8 protein-coding genes are annotated in these 17,258 nt (G+C 56.7%); 6 read left to right on the top strand and 2 right to left on the bottom strand.

Annotated features, from left to right (window positions below; translation table 11 throughout):
- Positions 1-687: 687 nt before the first annotated feature.
- Together ACH50O_RS21270 and ACH50O_RS21275 are read right to left on the bottom strand one after the other, a co-directional pair.
- On the bottom strand, positions 688-4,698 hold the full coding sequence (locus ACH50O_RS21270; protein ID WP_446812176.1) for a filamentous haemagglutinin family protein: 4,011 nt from the start codon (positions 4,696-4,698) through the stop codon (positions 688-690).
- Positions 4,598-11,044, bottom strand: a complete 6,447-nt coding sequence (locus tag ACH50O_RS21275; protein ID WP_446809753.1) for a two-partner secretion domain-containing protein — start codon at positions 11,042-11,044, stop codon at positions 4,598-4,600. The genes ACH50O_RS21270 and ACH50O_RS21275 overlap by 101 nt, the downstream gene beginning before the upstream one ends.
- Before the next feature lie 357 nt (positions 11,045-11,401).
- Between ACH50O_RS21275 and ACH50O_RS21280 the strand changes: the two genes are divergently transcribed.
- The 6 genes from ACH50O_RS21280 (at position 11,402) to ACH50O_RS21305 (ending at position 17,193) form a co-directional block, all read left to right on the top strand.
- Entirely contained in the window at positions 11,402-12,259 is an 858-nt protein-coding gene (locus tag ACH50O_RS21280) for a hypothetical protein (RefSeq protein WP_446809754.1), read from the top strand.
- 33 nt (positions 12,260-12,292) lie between these two features.
- The gene (locus ACH50O_RS21285; RefSeq protein ID WP_446809755.1) at positions 12,293-13,930 is read left to right on the top strand and encodes a hypothetical protein; all 1,638 of its coding nucleotides are present in this window, start codon (positions 12,293-12,295) and stop codon (positions 13,928-13,930) included.
- Between the two features lie 63 nt (positions 13,931-13,993).
- On the top strand, positions 13,994-14,434 hold the full coding sequence (locus tag ACH50O_RS21290) for a hypothetical protein (protein ID WP_446809756.1): 441 nt from the start codon (positions 13,994-13,996) through the stop codon (positions 14,432-14,434).
- A 2-nt stretch (positions 14,435-14,436) separates the two neighbouring features.
- Positions 14,437-14,961 carry an aspartate carbamoyltransferase gene (locus ACH50O_RS21295; protein ID WP_446809757.1) on the top strand — a complete coding sequence of 175 codons (525 nt, stop codon included), beginning with the start codon at positions 14,437-14,439 and terminating at the stop codon, positions 14,959-14,961.
- A 36-nt stretch (positions 14,962-14,997) separates the two neighbouring features.
- A complete protein-coding gene (locus ACH50O_RS21300; RefSeq protein ID WP_446809758.1) occupies positions 14,998-16,785 on the top strand; it encodes a DUF2341 domain-containing protein in 1,788 nt (595 codons plus the stop codon).
- A gap of 3 nt (positions 16,786-16,788) precedes the next feature.
- Positions 16,789-17,193, top strand: a complete 405-nt coding sequence (locus ACH50O_RS21305; protein WP_446809759.1) for an ExbD/TolR family protein — start codon at positions 16,789-16,791, stop codon at positions 17,191-17,193.
- Positions 17,194-17,258: the final 65 nt, after the last annotated feature.

Here is a 17,258-nt window from a genome sequence, read left to right on the forward strand (position 1 = left end):
AATGGTTTTTGCGAATTTCCCGAGCTAAGCCCAAAAGCTCAGGATTTAGCGTTTTTTGTAAAGTGCTGAAATTTCTAAAAGCTGCGTTAATTTTCGGGTAGCTTTGGCCCTAGTTTAATTCGTTATATACAAAAGTAAATAACGAAATTGCGACCAAGCTTGTTTCCGCTAAAGAAACCGAGTCCGAACGATAGATACGGTTATTGGCATTATTGTTGACTCTCCCGCCCTATTTTTATTGCCGATATCACCGGAATGAGTCCCAGCCACCGCAAAAGGGACGTGTGTTGTAGCCTAAGGTAATAATCGGCCGTCGAGAAGGACGTCGGTGATCGAACCGCTCGCTATTAATACGATAAAACCTGGTTGCCGGCCCAATACCGAAAAACTTTGATGACGGCTGTAGCGGATGAAGCCGGCCGGCTATTTCGAGATCTACGCCAAACAGTGGCACGATGGTTGGAATAGTCTCCTTGCTGTCGGCCCCCCTTGCAGCGCCACGACCACGTAGACCACGTAGTGCCATAACCGGCAATGCAGCCGATTGTGGTTTGTTGCTAGCCACGCGCCGCTCAATCCGTCAGCCTCTTAGAGAGCCTAATGACGTGCCGCCGGTGATGGCGGAATACGGCCTGGCGTGATCGGTAACCGGGTTCAATATAGTTCTTCCATACATAAAAAATCGGTTTAACCGCCGCATCCGGGAACGCCGTTGCGCACGTCGGAGATACTGCATTTGCCGAAACCAACCACCTGGGTGTCGAGAACCGCTATTTTCCCGGCATTTTTAGAGCGCTTATCGGTGGTATCCTCTTCCTCGTTGCCAAATGGTTTGCCGGCTGCGGTTTTCGCCGTTGCGGCAGCGGCGGCATCGCCGGCGATCATGGGATTGCTAACCTGGGCAGCGGCGGTTGGTGTTGGATTGGCGATTTGAATATTGTCTATGCCTCTAACCGGACCGGGTATTTTGCATTCGCCACAACCGATACCGGCCTCGCCGGCATCGACGTAACCGCGTGGGGTTACTAGATAAACATTACCGACCTGTTTACGGTTAAAGCCGGATTGCGCGCGAATGCCGCTGCCCGACACTGTGGCCGGAAATGCCACGACCAGATTGCCGTTTGCGTCCAGGCTGACCTTGGGCGGCGGTGTAGCTATCGCCGATTTGGCGCCGCGGCCGGCGTCGATGTTGCCGTCCGACGACCAGGCCGTGATGTTACCACCGTCTAGCGTAAACACCCTGGATTGATTGACCAGTAAATCGCCGCCGATCAAGATGTTGACGTCGCCCTCGCGCTGTACCACTACCCCCAGTTCATCGGGGTCTTTCTGCCCGGTAAACGCCGAGGCCAAGCCTACATTAATCATGCCGTCGGGTGCCAGCAGATTGATATCGCCGTCGTATAGCGTCTGGATGCGGCTGAAAAATAGCCGGATATCGCCGGGTGGACTGTTTGGAAACAGGCGGGCTATGGCTTCGTATCCGCGCTGGTAGGCTGCGGCTTTTTCGTTGTCCGGTAAGCTGGCTGCGGTGACGGCCGTGGCCCGAATTTCCGTGAACAAAATATCCAAAGCAACCGCCAGACGACCGGCCGTAGTGGTTTGCCGGTTCAGTTCGGCCAGACGGTCCCGGTAAGCGCCGTTGGCGACATAGACATTCAGAAAATCCTCCAGCGGCCGGCTATCGTGTTGCAAGTTGCTGCCGGCCAGGATAGTCACGTCGGCGCCGGTTTGCGGCAAGGCCGAGTTCAACAGCGGCCCGACCGTGGTAATGCCCTCGGAGCTGCCCAGGTCGACATTGCGTCCGGCCCAGATATTCAACAAGCCCGGACCAGCCAGCTGAATACCGCCGGGAGAGCCTTGCACGGCGCCGGTGGTGGGATCGCGCAAGATCGGAAATATCAAGTCGCGGCCCACGCTGATAGCCGTGACATCGCCGGCATTGATGTTTTGGATCGCCAGACTCAAATTGTACAAATCCTGTCCTACCCAAATCTCGGTAGCCTTGGCGGCCGCCACTAAAGCGTCGCCGATACCGCTGATACTGCCGTTGGCCGAAACGATGCGGTTGCGGCTGGTATCGTTACGGTGGATCGGTTGAGGGGCGTGTACCGTGGAAGCATCGCCGCCGAAAGGCGTGGTGAATAGATATTGAGTCGCGCCGGTGACGGTGGTGGCCGGTTGGGCGGTAGACAATAATCGAGCCGGATCGACATCCAGTTGATTGATGCGGGTGCCGCTGTTGTCATTGCCGATTGTAATGTCGCTGTTGGCTATTAAATCCAGGCTGCTTTGGGCTGCGGGGTATAGCGTCATCGAATTCGCGATGTTTAAACCACCGCTCAGCGCCTGGGCGGTAAGATTGCCTGGATATAAAGTCAGCAGCGGATAGTCCGTGCTTTTTAGGATAGCCCGGCCCCTGGGCGATGCTTGGTCGAAGATTTTGTAGGCTTGGGCGATAGACTGTACATCGTTATTCAGCATCAAGTCGCCGGCCAGGGTTTGCAAGCTAATAGCGCTGTCGGCGCTATAGCTGGTGAAGTATGAGGTTTTGTCCAGGAATTTGGCTGGCGTTAACGAAAACGGGTTCAACACCGTGCCGACGTCGATACCGCTGCCGGCTTGCACCTGGAATTGAGCGTCGCCGAGAGCTAATACCGGGCCGGCCGTGTATTGGCTACCGCCAGTGATGGCTCCGCCCGCACGGATATCGGCAGTGCCCTTGTCGACGTAAAACACCCCGCCGGCGATGTCGCCGTCGGCACTTACCTCCAAATTGCCGCCGCCTTGTAGTTGCCAACGGTTTTCAACGACCAAGCCGTTGTCCGTGGCACCGACCGGTTTTGCCGAAGTGGGCAGCATTACCGACAAATCGCGAATATTCGCGCCGGCCTTGACGTTCACATCGCCGCCGCCCAGCGCACCGATATTCTCCCTAAAGCCGAATTTCAGGTTCTGAATTCTGGCATTGGCGCTGTTTTGTACAACCAAGCCGTCGAACATGATGCCCCACGCGGTAGCTCTGTCGCTAGCGCTAATGCCGTCGCTGGCATCCCAGTTACCGGTGCGTTGCAGCCAGTCTGACATCAATTGCGGGCTGGCGGCGCCGATGATGTTGCCGCCGGCGTTCAGGCTAATGTCGCCGCCGTCGAACGGATATTCTACGAAAAAGGCCGCGGCGACCAGAGCGTTGCTGAAGCTGCCCCAGCGTTCGGTATCGGCGGCGCGGCCGGCGGTGTAAATGGTCGATGTGGCGTCGCTCAGGGTAATATCGCCGGCGGCGGCCACGTTGATGTCGCCGGTGCCGGTACGGACGCTGGCATTCGCCGCTACGGTTAAAGAGCCGGCGGCCAGCGAAGATTGTACGGCGAGGGGATCGGCGCTGTTTAAATCGATGCCGGCCACCAAGTTGTAATTCCAGGATAGACCGGTCTGCAGTACCAGCGTACGCAGCCAATTGCCGTTCACGCCCAACATGTCGGTCAGCTGGCTGGAGTCGTACAAGGCAAAGCCGTCGCTCAGCGTTTGGCCTATATTCAAGTTATTCGCGGCCCGCAGACTGATTGCGCCTACGCTGTTACCGTTGTCGAAATGCCAACTCCTGCCTTGCTGGTCGGGAAAGGCCAGATCCCAGCCGTTGTGGGAAATCAGGCTGCCCGTGATGTGACTGGGGTTGTACTTGACGCTGGCTCCGCCTGCATTCGGAAATATCCTGACAAATAGCGTACGGAAAGTTGCCGATTGCGGGTTGGCGTCGAAATAATAGGTGCCGTCCGCGGTTAGGGAACTGCTGGCGGCTTCGGTGAGATTGCGGATCACACCGTTGCTGCCGATTTGCTGTAAGGCATTTACCACGCCGGCTGCATCTTGGAGTGATGTCGTCCATATAGAGCCGGATTGTTGGGTCCAGCTCATGCCGGTCAGCGATTCGGTCAAATCCAGTGTCAAATCGCCGCTGCTGACGATATCCACACCCGGTTGTAAATTAAAACCGCCCAAGCGCCTTTGCAGATCGGTATTTGCGGCGGCTGCGTTCAAGTATTGCTGGGTTTCTCCGCGCCAGATGCCAATTTGACTGTTGCTAAGCGGAATGTCTCGGTAATGCGCCGTCGCGGTGACTTTCAGCGCATGGGCCCCCAGTACACTGCCGGTGGCTATCGATATAGCCGCATCGTCGTTACCGATCCGGTTGACGACGGCCTCGACGCTGCCGCCCGCGCCATTCGCGCCGCCGGAGACATCGATGCTGGCACCGGCGGCGATAATTACGCCTTGATCGCCGTCGTTATCGGTATCCAAAGAGGTTAAAACCACCGAGCCGCCTTGCTTGCCGGCGGCGGTCGATGCCGCATTGAGCTTGGCGCCCGATAGGATATTGACGCTGTCGCCAGCCGATAGCCGGATGCTGCCTGCCTGCCTGCCGCCCACATCCAAGATGCCGAACACGTCCAACTTACCGGTATCGACGCTTAGGTTGAGATTGCCGGCTTTGACGTGATCGCCCGCTGCGACCGTCAGATCGCCGCTACGTTGGCGAATGTTCCAGTCGCCGTTGAAGCCGGCGTTGGCCAGATAGCTGTTCAAGCCGGAAAAGTCAGCCTGGGAGACGGTTAGGGCGTCGAGGTTGATATTGCCGCCGCGCGCACCTTGATAACCCCTGCCGCGTATCTCGCCAGCCAGGTTTAAATGTCCCATTCCTGCTGTCAATGATAAGGTGCCGGCATTGCCTCCCAGCTGACTGCCGGATACGTCGAGCAGCGAACCGGCGTTCAGCGATAGATCGCCGTCCGCGGATTTCAAGAAAATACTGCCGCCGCCGGTATAGACATGGTTGCCGGCTGAGGTCGAGATCCCACCCGCTGGTGTCTATGCTGCCGGACACCGTCAGATTTTGAGCGGCTTCCAGTTTGACGATACCGGAAGCCAGTTCAATGTGGCCTTGGTGATTTATCCGTTCAGCCGCAATGCTTAACCTGGCTCCGAGCGCATTACTGTTCCCCGCGTTTCCGGCGGCCAGGGTAGTCAGATCGTGGCTGCCTAGATTCAACGAGGTATTGGCGCCGGCGGTCGCGGTCCAAATCGGTGTGGCGATGGTGACATCGCTGTCGGTGCGTATATCGGCGGTACCGCTGTTGACGACTGCGTTTAGTGCGCGCAACGAGACTTGCCGGAAACCTGACCAAGCGTATTCGCCGGGGCCGAGAGCGATGGTGTTCGCGGTTAAGTTGAGTTGGCCGTTACCGTTGGCGGCAAATGCCGCCGGTGCGTCACCACTGTTTTTGAGGGTAATATTATCCGCATTGATGGCGGCAATCTGATTACTGCTGCCATAGCCGTATAGCCCCGCTGCGTTCAATACCAAATCCTTTAATTGCAGATTCAATACGCCGGCGATATCTACGGCGCTGAAGCTGTTCAGCGTTAACTTGTCTACGTGCAGACCGTTTAAGGTGGTTGCCGATAATTGCAAGCCATCGGTGCCGCCGGTATTGCCCAGTGAAATCCGGCTGGAATTCAGCGTTAATTCGCCCTGGCTCATCGCGATATTGCCGGCGAAGCGGGTATCCTTGCTGGCATCCAGCAGTATAGAGCCGGCACTGGACAGCGTTGCCCCGTTGGCTATGTCCAGCGTACCGGTTAGTCCGGTTAACGCGTCCGTGGCACGCACCACGTCGGCCTGGCTACCTGCCGACAGCCTGAGGAGCGCACCGTCGCTGCTGCCATCGGTGTTAACGACTTTCAGCCTGGTGTCGGTGCGGCTCAGTGTTCCGGTATTGCTTAAGGTTGTGTCGTTGGCTACCGAGATAGTATCGCTTGCGGCCAGCAGTATTTCCGGGACCCGCAAATGACTGCCAGCCGCTATGGTCACTGTTTGCGCGCCGACTGTTAGCTGGGTTTGAACGTGGCCGCGATTACGGCGGCCGCCGAGCAACAGGCTATCTACGCCCAATCTGTTCAGTTCGGCTGCTAAAAGCAGTACCGTGCCGGGGGCGACGCCGACGCTACGGCTGCTAACCACGGCCAGTCTATCGGCGCTGATGTCCAACATGCCGCCCAGCCCACCATAGGCCGAGGTGGCGCTGATTTGCGCGGCCATCCGCAAATTCTGTTCGGCCAGCAGGCTGAGATTGCCGGCGTCTTGCGGCAGCGAACTGCCCGTGAAGAATTTGCCGGCCGTCGTTTCTTGGTATTCCGAACGGGTGCGGGCGATAGCGCCGGATTCGACGGCAAAACCCGACCAGCGGCTGTCGGCAATATCGGTGCCGGCCGAGTAACGGTAACCCGCGACAATTGTGGCGCCGTCGTTACGCACGGTCGTGGTGCCTGCCGCCATATCGCTGGTGCCGACTTGCGGGGTAATCAGATAGGCACCGGGCAGCAAGGCATAATGCGCGGGCAACAATACATAGTTGCCGGCAGGCAATCCCGAGTTGGCACTGAGATAAATACTGTCCCCGAGATTCAAGCCGGATTTGGCGAATTCCAGGGGATCGAAGGCGGCAAAATCGGCTTGAGAGCTGGGCAGTACGGCGTAATTTTGGTGGTAGCCGGCCGCTCCCGGATCCAGCGTATCGATACTGCCGCCCGGTCCGGCGATGAACTCGAATGCCGACAAATCGCCGCCGCCGTTTAAGTTGACAACCGCGCCGCTGGCCAGATCGATGTCCGGAGCGGACAGGGTTATGGCCTTTTGCGGTGTGCCGTTTTGGATATTGTTGTAAATGCCCAAGGGATAAATCCAGTCCAGACCGCCCTGAGTACGGCCGAACGGTATCACGATGCCGTCGTCGTCGCTAACCGACGTCACGCTGCCGGCGGCTAATGTCAACGAATCGCCGGCGTCGAGAGCGATGTTGCCGAATGGCGCCAGCAATACGCCTCGGCTGACAATATTGGGCGCGCTGATGTTTAACTGTCCGGCTGCCGATAACGGCGTATACCAATCTCCAGCGCCCGGCAAAATATCGATCAAGCCATGCGGGTTTAGCTTGGCGTCTAGTTTGACGCTGTATTTGCTAAGCGTGGTCGGATAGATTTGGCGGGCGCTTATACTTAGATTGCCGCTGAGACTCACGCCGCCGACTAAGTCGGCTTCGCTGTTGGGATTGATGCCGGTTAAGCGAATATCGCCCTTACTGTTCAGGCTGGTTTGCGCAAATCCGGCAATTTCGCTGGAGCCGAACAGATCTATCAGGTTAGCGTTGATACTCAGTCCGCCGTTGCCGATTGCGGAACCCAGATTGCCATGTGCGTTACGATTCCAGCTTGAGCCCAGACTAAACGTGTTGCTGTGTAAAACCACCTGACCGTTGTCGGAGTGGCTGATCAACGGCGCATCCAATCTAAGATTTTGCGCCAAACTCAGGCTCAGGCTGCCGTCGAAACGGATCTCGCCGCGTTCGGGCTGTACGGGCGTCCCTGCATACTGATCGGGTTCTATTACGGACGCGGCCATGCTCAGCGAGCCGAAGCCGCCTTGGCGGATTTGTCGGGCGGAGATGTAGGCTTGGCCGTTAAGCGTATCGGGAATGCCGTTGGCAGCCAGTTCCATGGCATCAGTTAGGCCTGGCAGTTCCTCGGAAAAATGGATTACCCGGTCGGTCGTTGTGAAGACTTGATCTTCCGGCTCGCCGCGATGCTGGGCGTTCAATTCCAGACTTAAGGTTCCGCCGGCCGCGGCCGATCCGTTGCCGGCTGCTGTGCTGCCCTGGCCGGCTCGGCCCAGCAATTGGCCTTGTAACAGTATGCCTTCGGCGGCGGCCAGATTTATGGTTCCTCCGGCCGAGGCGAGTGTTTGCCGGCTTTTACCCTTGGCATTGACGATGTCTATCGCCGCTTGGCTCCCCGATACGTCCATGCGGCTGCCGGCGGCCGTCAGGATGTAGCCGCGTTCGGCGGTTAAGTCTATCGAGCCGCCGCTCAACACATTACCCAAGGCTAACCCTTGTGCATTGGTCGTCCACACCGTGGCACCGGCGGCATTTAGATGGGCGTGATGGCCCAAGACGATTGCCTGGTTGGGGTTGTAGCCCTTATCCAGCGCACTGGGCGGGCTTGTCAATTGCAGGGCAATCTTCCCGGCCGGTGCGATCAGAGAGCCGTCGATGTCTATGTTGGCGTCGGATTTTAGCGAGAATTCGGCACCCGGATCGCCGACGATTGCGGCATTGCTGCCGATGCGAATGGCCCGGTCGGCGGCGTAACCGCCGGCTATGGAGGCGTTATGGCTTAGATTTAAATCGAGGTCGACTGCTTTGCGAAGATCGTCGGGCAATATCCCCAGTTGTACCAGGGTACTCAGGTCGCTGCCGCTGGCGGCGTTGATAGCCGTGGCTTTCAATAGCCAGTTGCTTTGTTGTAGACGGATTTGGGTGCTCTCGGCGATATTTAAATCGCCGGCGTTGGCGGTTAGCCGGTAGCCGCTGAAACCGCCGGATTGCAATAGTGCCGGCGACAGGTTCAACGCATTTGGGGTATTACCGGTGCCGCCAAGCTGGATGCCATTGGCGGTAATGCTCAGAATGCCGCCCTGTTGCAATGCATACGAGGATAATGTCGCGCTTAGGCTTAACGCGCTGGGCTCCAGGCCGGCGCTGATCAAATCGATATTTCCGCCTTGGCCGTTTTCGGTTTTGGTGTTGTTATTTAGTGCTGCGCCGGCATTGGCAATAATTTTCGATCCGCCATCCAGCACCAGATCGCCCTGGGCTTGGAGCCGAATATTCCCGCCGCCTATCGTCAAGGGCTTAAGTATTTGCCCGCTTTTGCTATCGCTAAGGTCGTTGATCCAGCTGCCGCTGCTGTCGATGACGCTACCAGCAGCCAGATACAAGCGGCCGTTCAAGTCATGGGTGGGGTTTAGGGTTTTTAGTTCGATGTTGCCGGCCGGTGTCCGGATGTTTCCCAGAACATCTATTTTGCCGGCTTGCAAGCTCAAGCTGCCGGCCGCGGCCAAGTTTAGCGTGACATCTTGCGGTATCGTCAGTTTGCCGCCGCTACGGACTGTCAAATGGTTCACGCCGTGAGCGAACAATGCGCTGCTTAGGTAAAGCGGGGCCGCAGTATTTAAATCGATGCCATAGCCCGTAGTGTTGATAAATACAATGTCTTGCTGGCGTTGATTCGACCAAGCGGTGTCTATATTCAGTGTGCCGCCGCTTGCCCAGTTATCGGCGCTACGCTGATAGGCACTATTGACGGTATTCGCGATTATATTGCCGGATAACGCCAGCTCGCGGCTTTTGATGCTCAAATTGCCGGCATCGCCACCCTGGTAATAGTCGCTTTGGTAATGGCTGTTGCTGAGAATTTGTTGGTAGGTCAGGTTGGGGTTGGCGGTAGCGATGTCGAAGACACGGTTATTGGAAAGCAGTTTGCTGGTGGTTATTTTGCCGGCAAGATAATGTATCGAACCGCCTGAAATATCGATTGTGGCGTTTTGATCGACAATGACCTTGCCTTCCGATTGCAATTCGACACTACCGGCGTCAACGCTGCGTTCATTAATGCTATGTTGAACTTTCCCAAGCGCGCCGGAAATATCGGCCAAACTGGTACCGGTGCGGCTATCCACCTGCACGGTTTTGCCGTGCAGGATGCCGGTTTTTTGCAGTGGCGCGTCGCGCAGCTCGTCATTCCGCAGTTCCACGTCCAAAATGTTTGCGGACATCGGCAATTCGACATTCTTGATGCCGGATACATCTATCGTACTGCCGGCATCGAGCACGATACGGCTGGCATTGGTGGCTGAAGTTGCATCGAGCGGATTGGATGGGGTGGTGCTGGCTATTAGGCGGACATCGCCACTGTGAGCGACGATTTTTGCACCCGCTTGCATCCGAATTTGTCCGGCTTCCAAGTCTATTTTGGATTTTGGCTGGATCTGACCATTGACGGCACTACCCGCGCTGGCGTCCAGAGTTACAGTCGTGAGACTGTCCGATGCCAGCGTCACGCTGGCTTGAGTGCCCAATCCATCTTTCGCGGCGGATGCCCTGGTACTACTGAGCGGTTTAAGCCGGTAACGATTGTCGGCGGCTTCCAGGCGTGCGCCTTCTCGGGCCAGTAGGTGGATGCTGCCGTTTAATGCCACGGAGGTGCTGGCGGAAACCAAGCCTTGTTGCGTGACCGCAAAGCCCATTAGCGTGGTATTACCGCGTTCGGTAAGGATCTTGCCGACGTTTTTCACGTCGCCACCGGTTTTCACTTCTACCAACAGGCCACGCAGATTGTTGTCGTCGGTTTCTTGCAGGTAAACCTTGTCGGTGGCCGCCGCCAAAATGACTTGTCCGTTCGGCGCGGAGATTGTGCCGCGATTTTCCACTTGCGGTGCAGCCATGATCACTCGACCACCGGAACCGGCGCTGATCTGAGCGCCGGACTCCACCAATATCCGGATTTTCTCGCGATTGCCGTTGCCTGTATTACGGTACACGGTGCCATCGCCGGCCAGTGCCGCCACTGGTTCCGGATTGTTGGGACTGGCATTGGCGTCCACTACCTTGCTAATGCCTTGCGCAAACACCTCGTCAGCAATCTTCAGGTTGGTAGCGACCAAGCTGTTGGTGTTTACGGAGGCGCCGTTGCCGAACACGAAACCATTTGCGTTGACCAAATACACTTGGCCGTTAGCGTTCAGGTTGCCGTAAATTTTACTGGCATCCAACTGATGGATGTTATTCAGCGCTATCGATGAGCTGGCGGGTTGTATGAATTGCACGCTTTTGCCGGCGCCAATATCGAAACTCTGCCAGTCCAAAATGGTTTTATCGGTAGTTTGCTTAATGGTCAGTTTTTGTCCGTCGGCACTGTAATCGGCCGAGGCGTGACCAACATTGATGCCAGGGTGTAGGGCGGCATTAGTGAGATCGGCAATCGCGGATGAATTGGCGCCGCCGGCATTGACCGATACGGGCAATCCTCCGTCGGCCAGGCTATCGGTCGCACCGTAGAGTGCCAATACGCCACCGGTCAAAATGTGGCGAATGCTTAGTTGAAGCAGTGATTCGTTGCCGAAAAACGGGTAGTGCGGCTTCTTCATGCTGTCTTACCGTAACGCTTGGAGGTTTATCTATATTTACGTGTTTATATCGTCTGTGCAACAGATAATCGTAGCCTGCGTGGTTGTTTGTTGGAATATCAGCAATTAATTTTACAAGTATCTAGCAAATACGCCGGGTAATCGTCTTTAGTTTCCTTAAAAGAAATAATAAATTTGCGAATTACATTTGACCTAGTTCACATAATTGCCTTACGTTATGCCCATCAGGACATAACGAATGACTTCGCTCCTGATCGAAGCGGGCTGTGCGCGGTGCGGATAGATTGATGCCGTTACGACTTTGCGGCCATGAGTAGGTAACGGGACCAAGGTCTCATCATATTGACGAGGTAATTTATGAAAACGGTAAAACAGCAGGTTTATCAGTCGGCGCTGGCGATGTGTCTAGCGTTCGGTATCAACAATGCGCAGGCGGCGATTAGTAACGGGGCGCCGACGATTCAGGCGGGCGGTAGCGGCGTGGCCGGGGAGCTGTTTTTAAACGTGTGGGATCAGGCTGCTGCGACGTCTTACAGTATCGACTTGGGCATCACCGTAGGCAGCTTTCTGGCCGGGGCATATACATCCACGATTTGGAATCTGGACCAGCGCTTTGTAGATTGGGCGGCCGCGACCAGCGATCCTTTGACTTTCAATGTGGCGGGCAATAATTCATATGTTGGTCTCAATAGTGCGGACTATGGCGTTCTGTTGAGCCGCCGGTCGGGTACATCGGCGCCTGGTGCCATCACGATGAACGCGCTTACAACCGTGACTACCAAAGTCAGAGACAGAGCCAATGCGCTGAACATTGCCGAAGTCGCGCAGAACGGCGGCGCTACGGCCACCGACTTTGCCGCCGATCTCAGCGAGGTGACGACTACTAACGCGTCCTCTTACTTCGGTAGTGCTTGGGGTACCAGCATGAATATTTCAGGCTGGGTGGGCAGTGCGACGGTGAGAAACGGTGCCACTCCCGATCAAACCTTGGATTTTTTCTTTATTCATTCTCCCGGCGGCACGGTGGGTAGCAGTACCCACGCGGTGTTCGACAAGCTGGACGGTTATCTGAGTCTGGATATTGCCAACGCCAAGCTGACCTGGACTTCCAACGTCGCTCCTGTTCCGGTTCCCGGCGCGGTCTGGCTGTTTTTGAGCGGCATGTTGGCCGTGTTGCGGGTGCAAAAGCGTTCCGGTATTTCATCGGCAATTTGATCTTTTAACGTCACAATTTTACTGGAGCTAATCATGTTTATTTCCTTATCCCGCAAACTTATCGCCGCCGGCTTGATGATAGCCGCCATCGGCGATGTTTGGGCGTTGACTCCGGCGGACGGCGCCCCGCAATTGAGTTTGTACATTCCCGGTTCGCAATCCAACGACCCGGCGTTCGGCTTTATGATCAACAGCGCCACCCCGGCCAACGCCTTGTGTCTGGATAACCCAACAACCACCGGTGCGGGTACCACCACGCATGTATATTTTTATACCGCCGGCGCCGCGTCGGCCGCCGTCAATGACAATTATTCGGCGATCTATTGCAATACCGACGATACCAAAATACCCGGCCTGACCGGAGGTACCGGCGCTCACCATACTACTCGATTGTGGATTTCCCGGCGCCGCTTGGGGGCTTCTTATGTCGGTCTGGATGCGGTGGCCAACGGCACCTTGTTGACCTATTTGAAGGATCCTACTACGGCGGTATGCAGTGCTTTCAACGGTTCCTATTCGTCTGGCGGCGCCAGCTATCAATGGAATTATTCTTGCACCACCGTCACGGCAGGCATAGCCGCAACGGCGGCAACCTCCGACGTGACGCCGGATGTGTTTCACGGCGCGGATAACGTCACGCCAGGCAAGCTGGATATAGATGCCTCGACGCTGGACAACAAATATGCCCTGGGCGGCCATATCATCGGCACCCCGGTCACGTTGAAATTGCGCAATGCCTTGCAATACGCGCAAATTCAGAACGGCTCCTTGCCCGGCAGTTGTACGGTAGGTAATGAAACGGCGGCATGTATACCCTCGTTGTCCAAGGAGGTGTTGGTCAGCTTGTTTAGCGGTCAGATTACTGACTGGAGCACATTCAAAGTGAAAGTCGGCGGTGTCGAAAAAACTCTGCCGCAAATCGTTCACGACGGCGTAGTCGCGGCGGTGTCCGGTTTGTCCGACCCTCGGGATACCACGGTGCATATTTGCCGCCGTGAAAACGGCGCCGGTCAGCAGGTGGCCTTGCTGTCCAGTGTAATGCAAAGCCCTTGCCTGGGCGATTCCTCGCCGAAATTAGTTGAACCGGGCGGATTCTCCGACGTGCAATACGCCACCAGTTTGGGCGCGGTGGATAAATGCTTGGGAGATTACAACGACGGTACCAACGGCTGGTTCGGCACCACCAATCCGGCGCCGTTCCCCAATCCGCCGGTCACTAGCGTGCCGCACGGTAACCAATGGGCTATCAGCATACAAACCACCGAGCGTAATGCGAACCCGGTAACGGGCGGTAACGCCAATTACCGGTTTATCAAGATTAACGGCGCGTTGCCGACCGGCGAGCAGGTCTTCCTCGGCCATTACCCGCTGGTAGGCGAATACGCGCTGTCCTGGAAAAACAACGTCAGCACTAATCAGGATAGCGCACTAAATGCCCTGGTTGCTTACAGTAGCTTGCCCAGCACGATTGCGTCTCGCAACGGCACCCTGAGCAATCATTCCTGGGGCCAAGCCGGTTACATTGCATTGAGTGCCAACGGGCACACACCGCCCGATACTTGGAATGCTGCTAATCCGGTCACGCCGTTCACGCGATCTCTATTTGGTACTCCCAATGCTTGCGCGATACCTGTCGTCAATCCGGATTACGCCACTGTCGAACTGCGGTAACGGTTTTCCACGCCGCGGCCGATGGGATGTCGGCCGCGGTATCTCCGCCTATCAGTGCGATGGATGGATAAGATTTTCCCCAACCCGAACACGATAGCGTTAACAAATCAGGATATTCAAGTTGATTTTCAAAAGGACTGGATAGGCTTGGACGGCACAGGGATGTGCACCCTCATCCGCCGATGTGCAGGTTTGGTTGCGCCTATCGGCGCATCTATTCACTCCTACACGAGGCAACACATGTATCGCCGCAAAGCAAATACTCGCCAATGGTCGGTTTTCGTTTCGGTTTGTTGTTTATCGGTAATCGCTGAATCCGCAATGGCGGCGGTTGCTTTCCGCGCCGAAAAAACCGTAACCCCAATTCGTGGGCGCCTAAATGTCAGTGTTTCCCTAGTTGGGTTTCTCGGCAACCATTTAAAAAACTATCCTGGTAGTCCGAAGAACGACAACCTCCGCGACCATGCGGTTGCCATTGGTGTTTATGGTTATAAAGAGGGCTAAGCATGAGGCTTTCGAACGAGGATATAAAACTTTTATGTTGTGCGGCATTGGTGATTCTGGTCATGGGCTTGTTAAGCCGACCCGTCTCCGCGGCCGATGACATCAGACAAAAGCAAGTGGCCGAGCGTGGCGCTAAAGTGATGCCGTTTTCGTTAGCGCAAACCCAGCATCAATTCAGCAAAACCGAAACCGGCGGCATTCAGCGTGTAATCGCCAGAGACGATTTAAATCTGGAACAAGTCTGGTTGATCAGGCAACACCTTGAGCAATTGGCTGAGCGTTTCAAACAAGGCGATTTTTCTGGGCCGGCGTCTATCCATGGTGCCGATATGCCCGGTTTGGCGGACATGCGCAACGCAGAGCCCGGCCATTTGCACATCGATTACTCAGCCGAAGCGGCTGGTGCCAGCCTGACTTTTTCCAGTCGCGACCCGCAATTAATCAAAGCCGTTCACGACTGGTTCGATACGCAATTGCACGACCATGGTCACGATGCGATGGAGATGCACTGTCCTCATCATCAATAACTGTCCAGCAATATTTCGTTAAAAACCGGAAAAATCATGATGCGTAACGCTTTAAAATTGGGCTTATGCCTGCTGATGTTGCCCGCGCTCTGCCACGCCTGGTGGAACGCCGACTGGGCTTCACGCCGTCAGGTAGCGGTGGATGCGGCGGCGACGGGGGCCGACATTCAGGAGACCTTGAGCGAGGTGCCGGTGTTGGTACGGCTGCATGCCGGCAACTTCGGCTACTTTGCCGAACTGGCCGAGAACGGCCGTGACCTGCGCTTTCTCAAAGACGACAAAACCCCACTGGTCTACGACATCGAGCAACTCGACGTGTTGAGCGAGATCGGTCTGATCTGGGTCAAACTGCCGCAAGTGCGCGGCGGCGTGAGCAGCGACGACTTCTGGCTGTACTACGGCAACGCCAACGCCCCGGACGGCTCCGACCCCAAAAACCTGTACGACGTGGCCCAAGGCCTGGTCTACCACTTCAAAGACGGCGAAGCCCTGCCGCAAGACGCCACCGCCTATGGCTCGCATGCCGCCGACTCTAAAGCCGCGATTCAGCCAGGCTGGATCGGTGCCGCCGCTCAATTCACCGGCGCCGGCCCGTTGACGATCAATCCCGCGCCGCAGCTGGCTATTGCGCCGGACAAGGGCTGGACCTTCTCTACCTGGCTAAAACTCGACCAGCCGCAGACCGGCGCCAGCCTGCTGGAGGCCCGCGAAGCCGGCAACGGCCTCGACCTGAGCCTGCAAGGCACGGCCTTATCGGCGCGCTGGACCGGCCCGACCGGCGCCATGAGCACCGCCCCGGTCAACCTGACCCTGGGCAAATGGCAACATATCGCCGTCACCGCCAACAGCGACAAACTCGAACTGTACGTCGATGGCGTATTGGCCGGCAATGCCGCCATCACTCTAGCCGCCGTCAACCCGACGATTGCCATCGGCCGCAACCTGGTCGGTCTGCTCGACGAAGTACAAATCGCCGCCACCGCCCGCAGTGCCGACTGGTTCAAACTCGGCTTCCGCAGCCAAAGTCCCGACTTCTCGGTACTCAGCTACGGCCAGGACGAATCCAACAGCAGCGGCGACGCCGGCCACTTCATGGTCATCGTGCAAAACGTCACCGTCGACGGCTGGGTCGTGATCGGCCTGACCCTGATCATGCTGGTGGTGGCCGTGATCGTCATGGTCAGCAAAACCCTGGTCATCAACCGGATTACCAAGGACAACCGCGCCTTCCTGAGCCAGTACCGCCAGCTCGACCCCAACAAACTCAGCGCCCTGGACCAAGACGACAGCGCCGAAGACCAAGAACTGGCCGACTCCGACCTCCTGACCGCCCTGGTCGGCAAGCACGATCACTTCCAAAGCTCGACCCTGTACCACCTATATCACACCGCCATTCACGAACTGCAAAAACTGCAAGGCAACGCCGACCAAGTGGTCACCCGTGAAGCCTGGGACTACCTGCGGGTCAAGCTCGACAGCCAGATCGTCAACGAAAGCCAACGCCTGAACAGCAACATGGTGCTGCTCACCATCGCCATCGCCGGCGGTCCTTTTTTAGGTCTGCTCGGCACTGTGGTCGGGGTAATGATTACCTTCGCCGCCATTGCCGCCTCGGGCGACGTCAACATCAACTCCATTGCCCCGGGCATCGCCGCCGCGTTGCTGGCCACCGTCGCTGGTCTGGCCGTGGCCATCCCGGCCTTGTTTGCCTACAACTATCTCTTAACCCAAATCAAAGACATCACCGCCAGTATGCGAGTGTTCGCCGATGAATTCCTGGCCGTGCTGTCGATGCGCGCCGCTCAACAATCACGCGGAGCCTAAACCATGAAAGTCGAAGAAGAAGGCAAAGTCTACGACGACATCAACATCACCCCCATGCTGGACGTGGCCTACGTGCTCTTGCTGATTTTCATCATCATGACCACCGCCACCGTGCAGGGCATCACCGTCAACCTGCCCAAGGCCAGCAGTACGCCGTCCTTGTCCAAACCCAAAACCAAGGCCATCTCCATCACCCCGGACGGCAGCATCTACCTCGATACCTACCCGGTATCGATCCAGGAACTGGAAACCCGCCTCGGTCAGTACAAGGCCGCCACCCCGGACTTGCCGGTGGTGGTGAAAGCCGATGCCAGCGTGCAGTACCAGAAAGTCATCGAAGTGTTGGATGTGGTGACCCGGTTGCAGATTAGTCAGCTGGGGTTGGTGACGCAGAAGTTGGTGAAGTAGGGGCGTGGTGTCGCTGACGCGACGGCTGATTTTAAAGTCGGGTCTCGGCCCGACTGCCGAGATAC

The organism is Methylomonas sp. 2BW1-5-20, assembly GCF_052474515.1.

Bases quoted from the DNA above. Each gene is read 5' to 3' on its own strand.
- ACH50O_RS21270 (WP_446812176.1), bottom strand. From the start codon at position 4,698: ATGGGACATTTAAACCTGGCTGGCGAGATACGCGGCAGGGGTTATCAA.
- ACH50O_RS21275 (WP_446809753.1), bottom strand. From the start codon at position 11,044: ATGAAGAAGCCGCACTACCCGTTTTTCGGCAACGAATCACTGCTTCAA.
- ACH50O_RS21280 (WP_446809754.1), top strand. From the start codon at position 11,402: ATGAAAACGGTAAAACAGCAGGTTTATCAGTCGGCGCTGGCGATGTGT.
- ACH50O_RS21285 (WP_446809755.1), top strand. From the start codon at position 12,293: ATGTTTATTTCCTTATCCCGCAAACTTATCGCCGCCGGCTTGATGATA.
- ACH50O_RS21290 (WP_446809756.1), top strand. From the start codon at position 13,994: ATGGATAAGATTTTCCCCAACCCGAACACGATAGCGTTAACAAATCAG.
- ACH50O_RS21295 (WP_446809757.1), top strand. From the start codon at position 14,437: ATGAGGCTTTCGAACGAGGATATAAAACTTTTATGTTGTGCGGCATTG.
- ACH50O_RS21300 (WP_446809758.1), top strand. From the start codon at position 14,998: ATGATGCGTAACGCTTTAAAATTGGGCTTATGCCTGCTGATGTTGCCC.
- ACH50O_RS21305 (WP_446809759.1), top strand. From the start codon at position 16,789: ATGAAAGTCGAAGAAGAAGGCAAAGTCTACGACGACATCAACATCACC.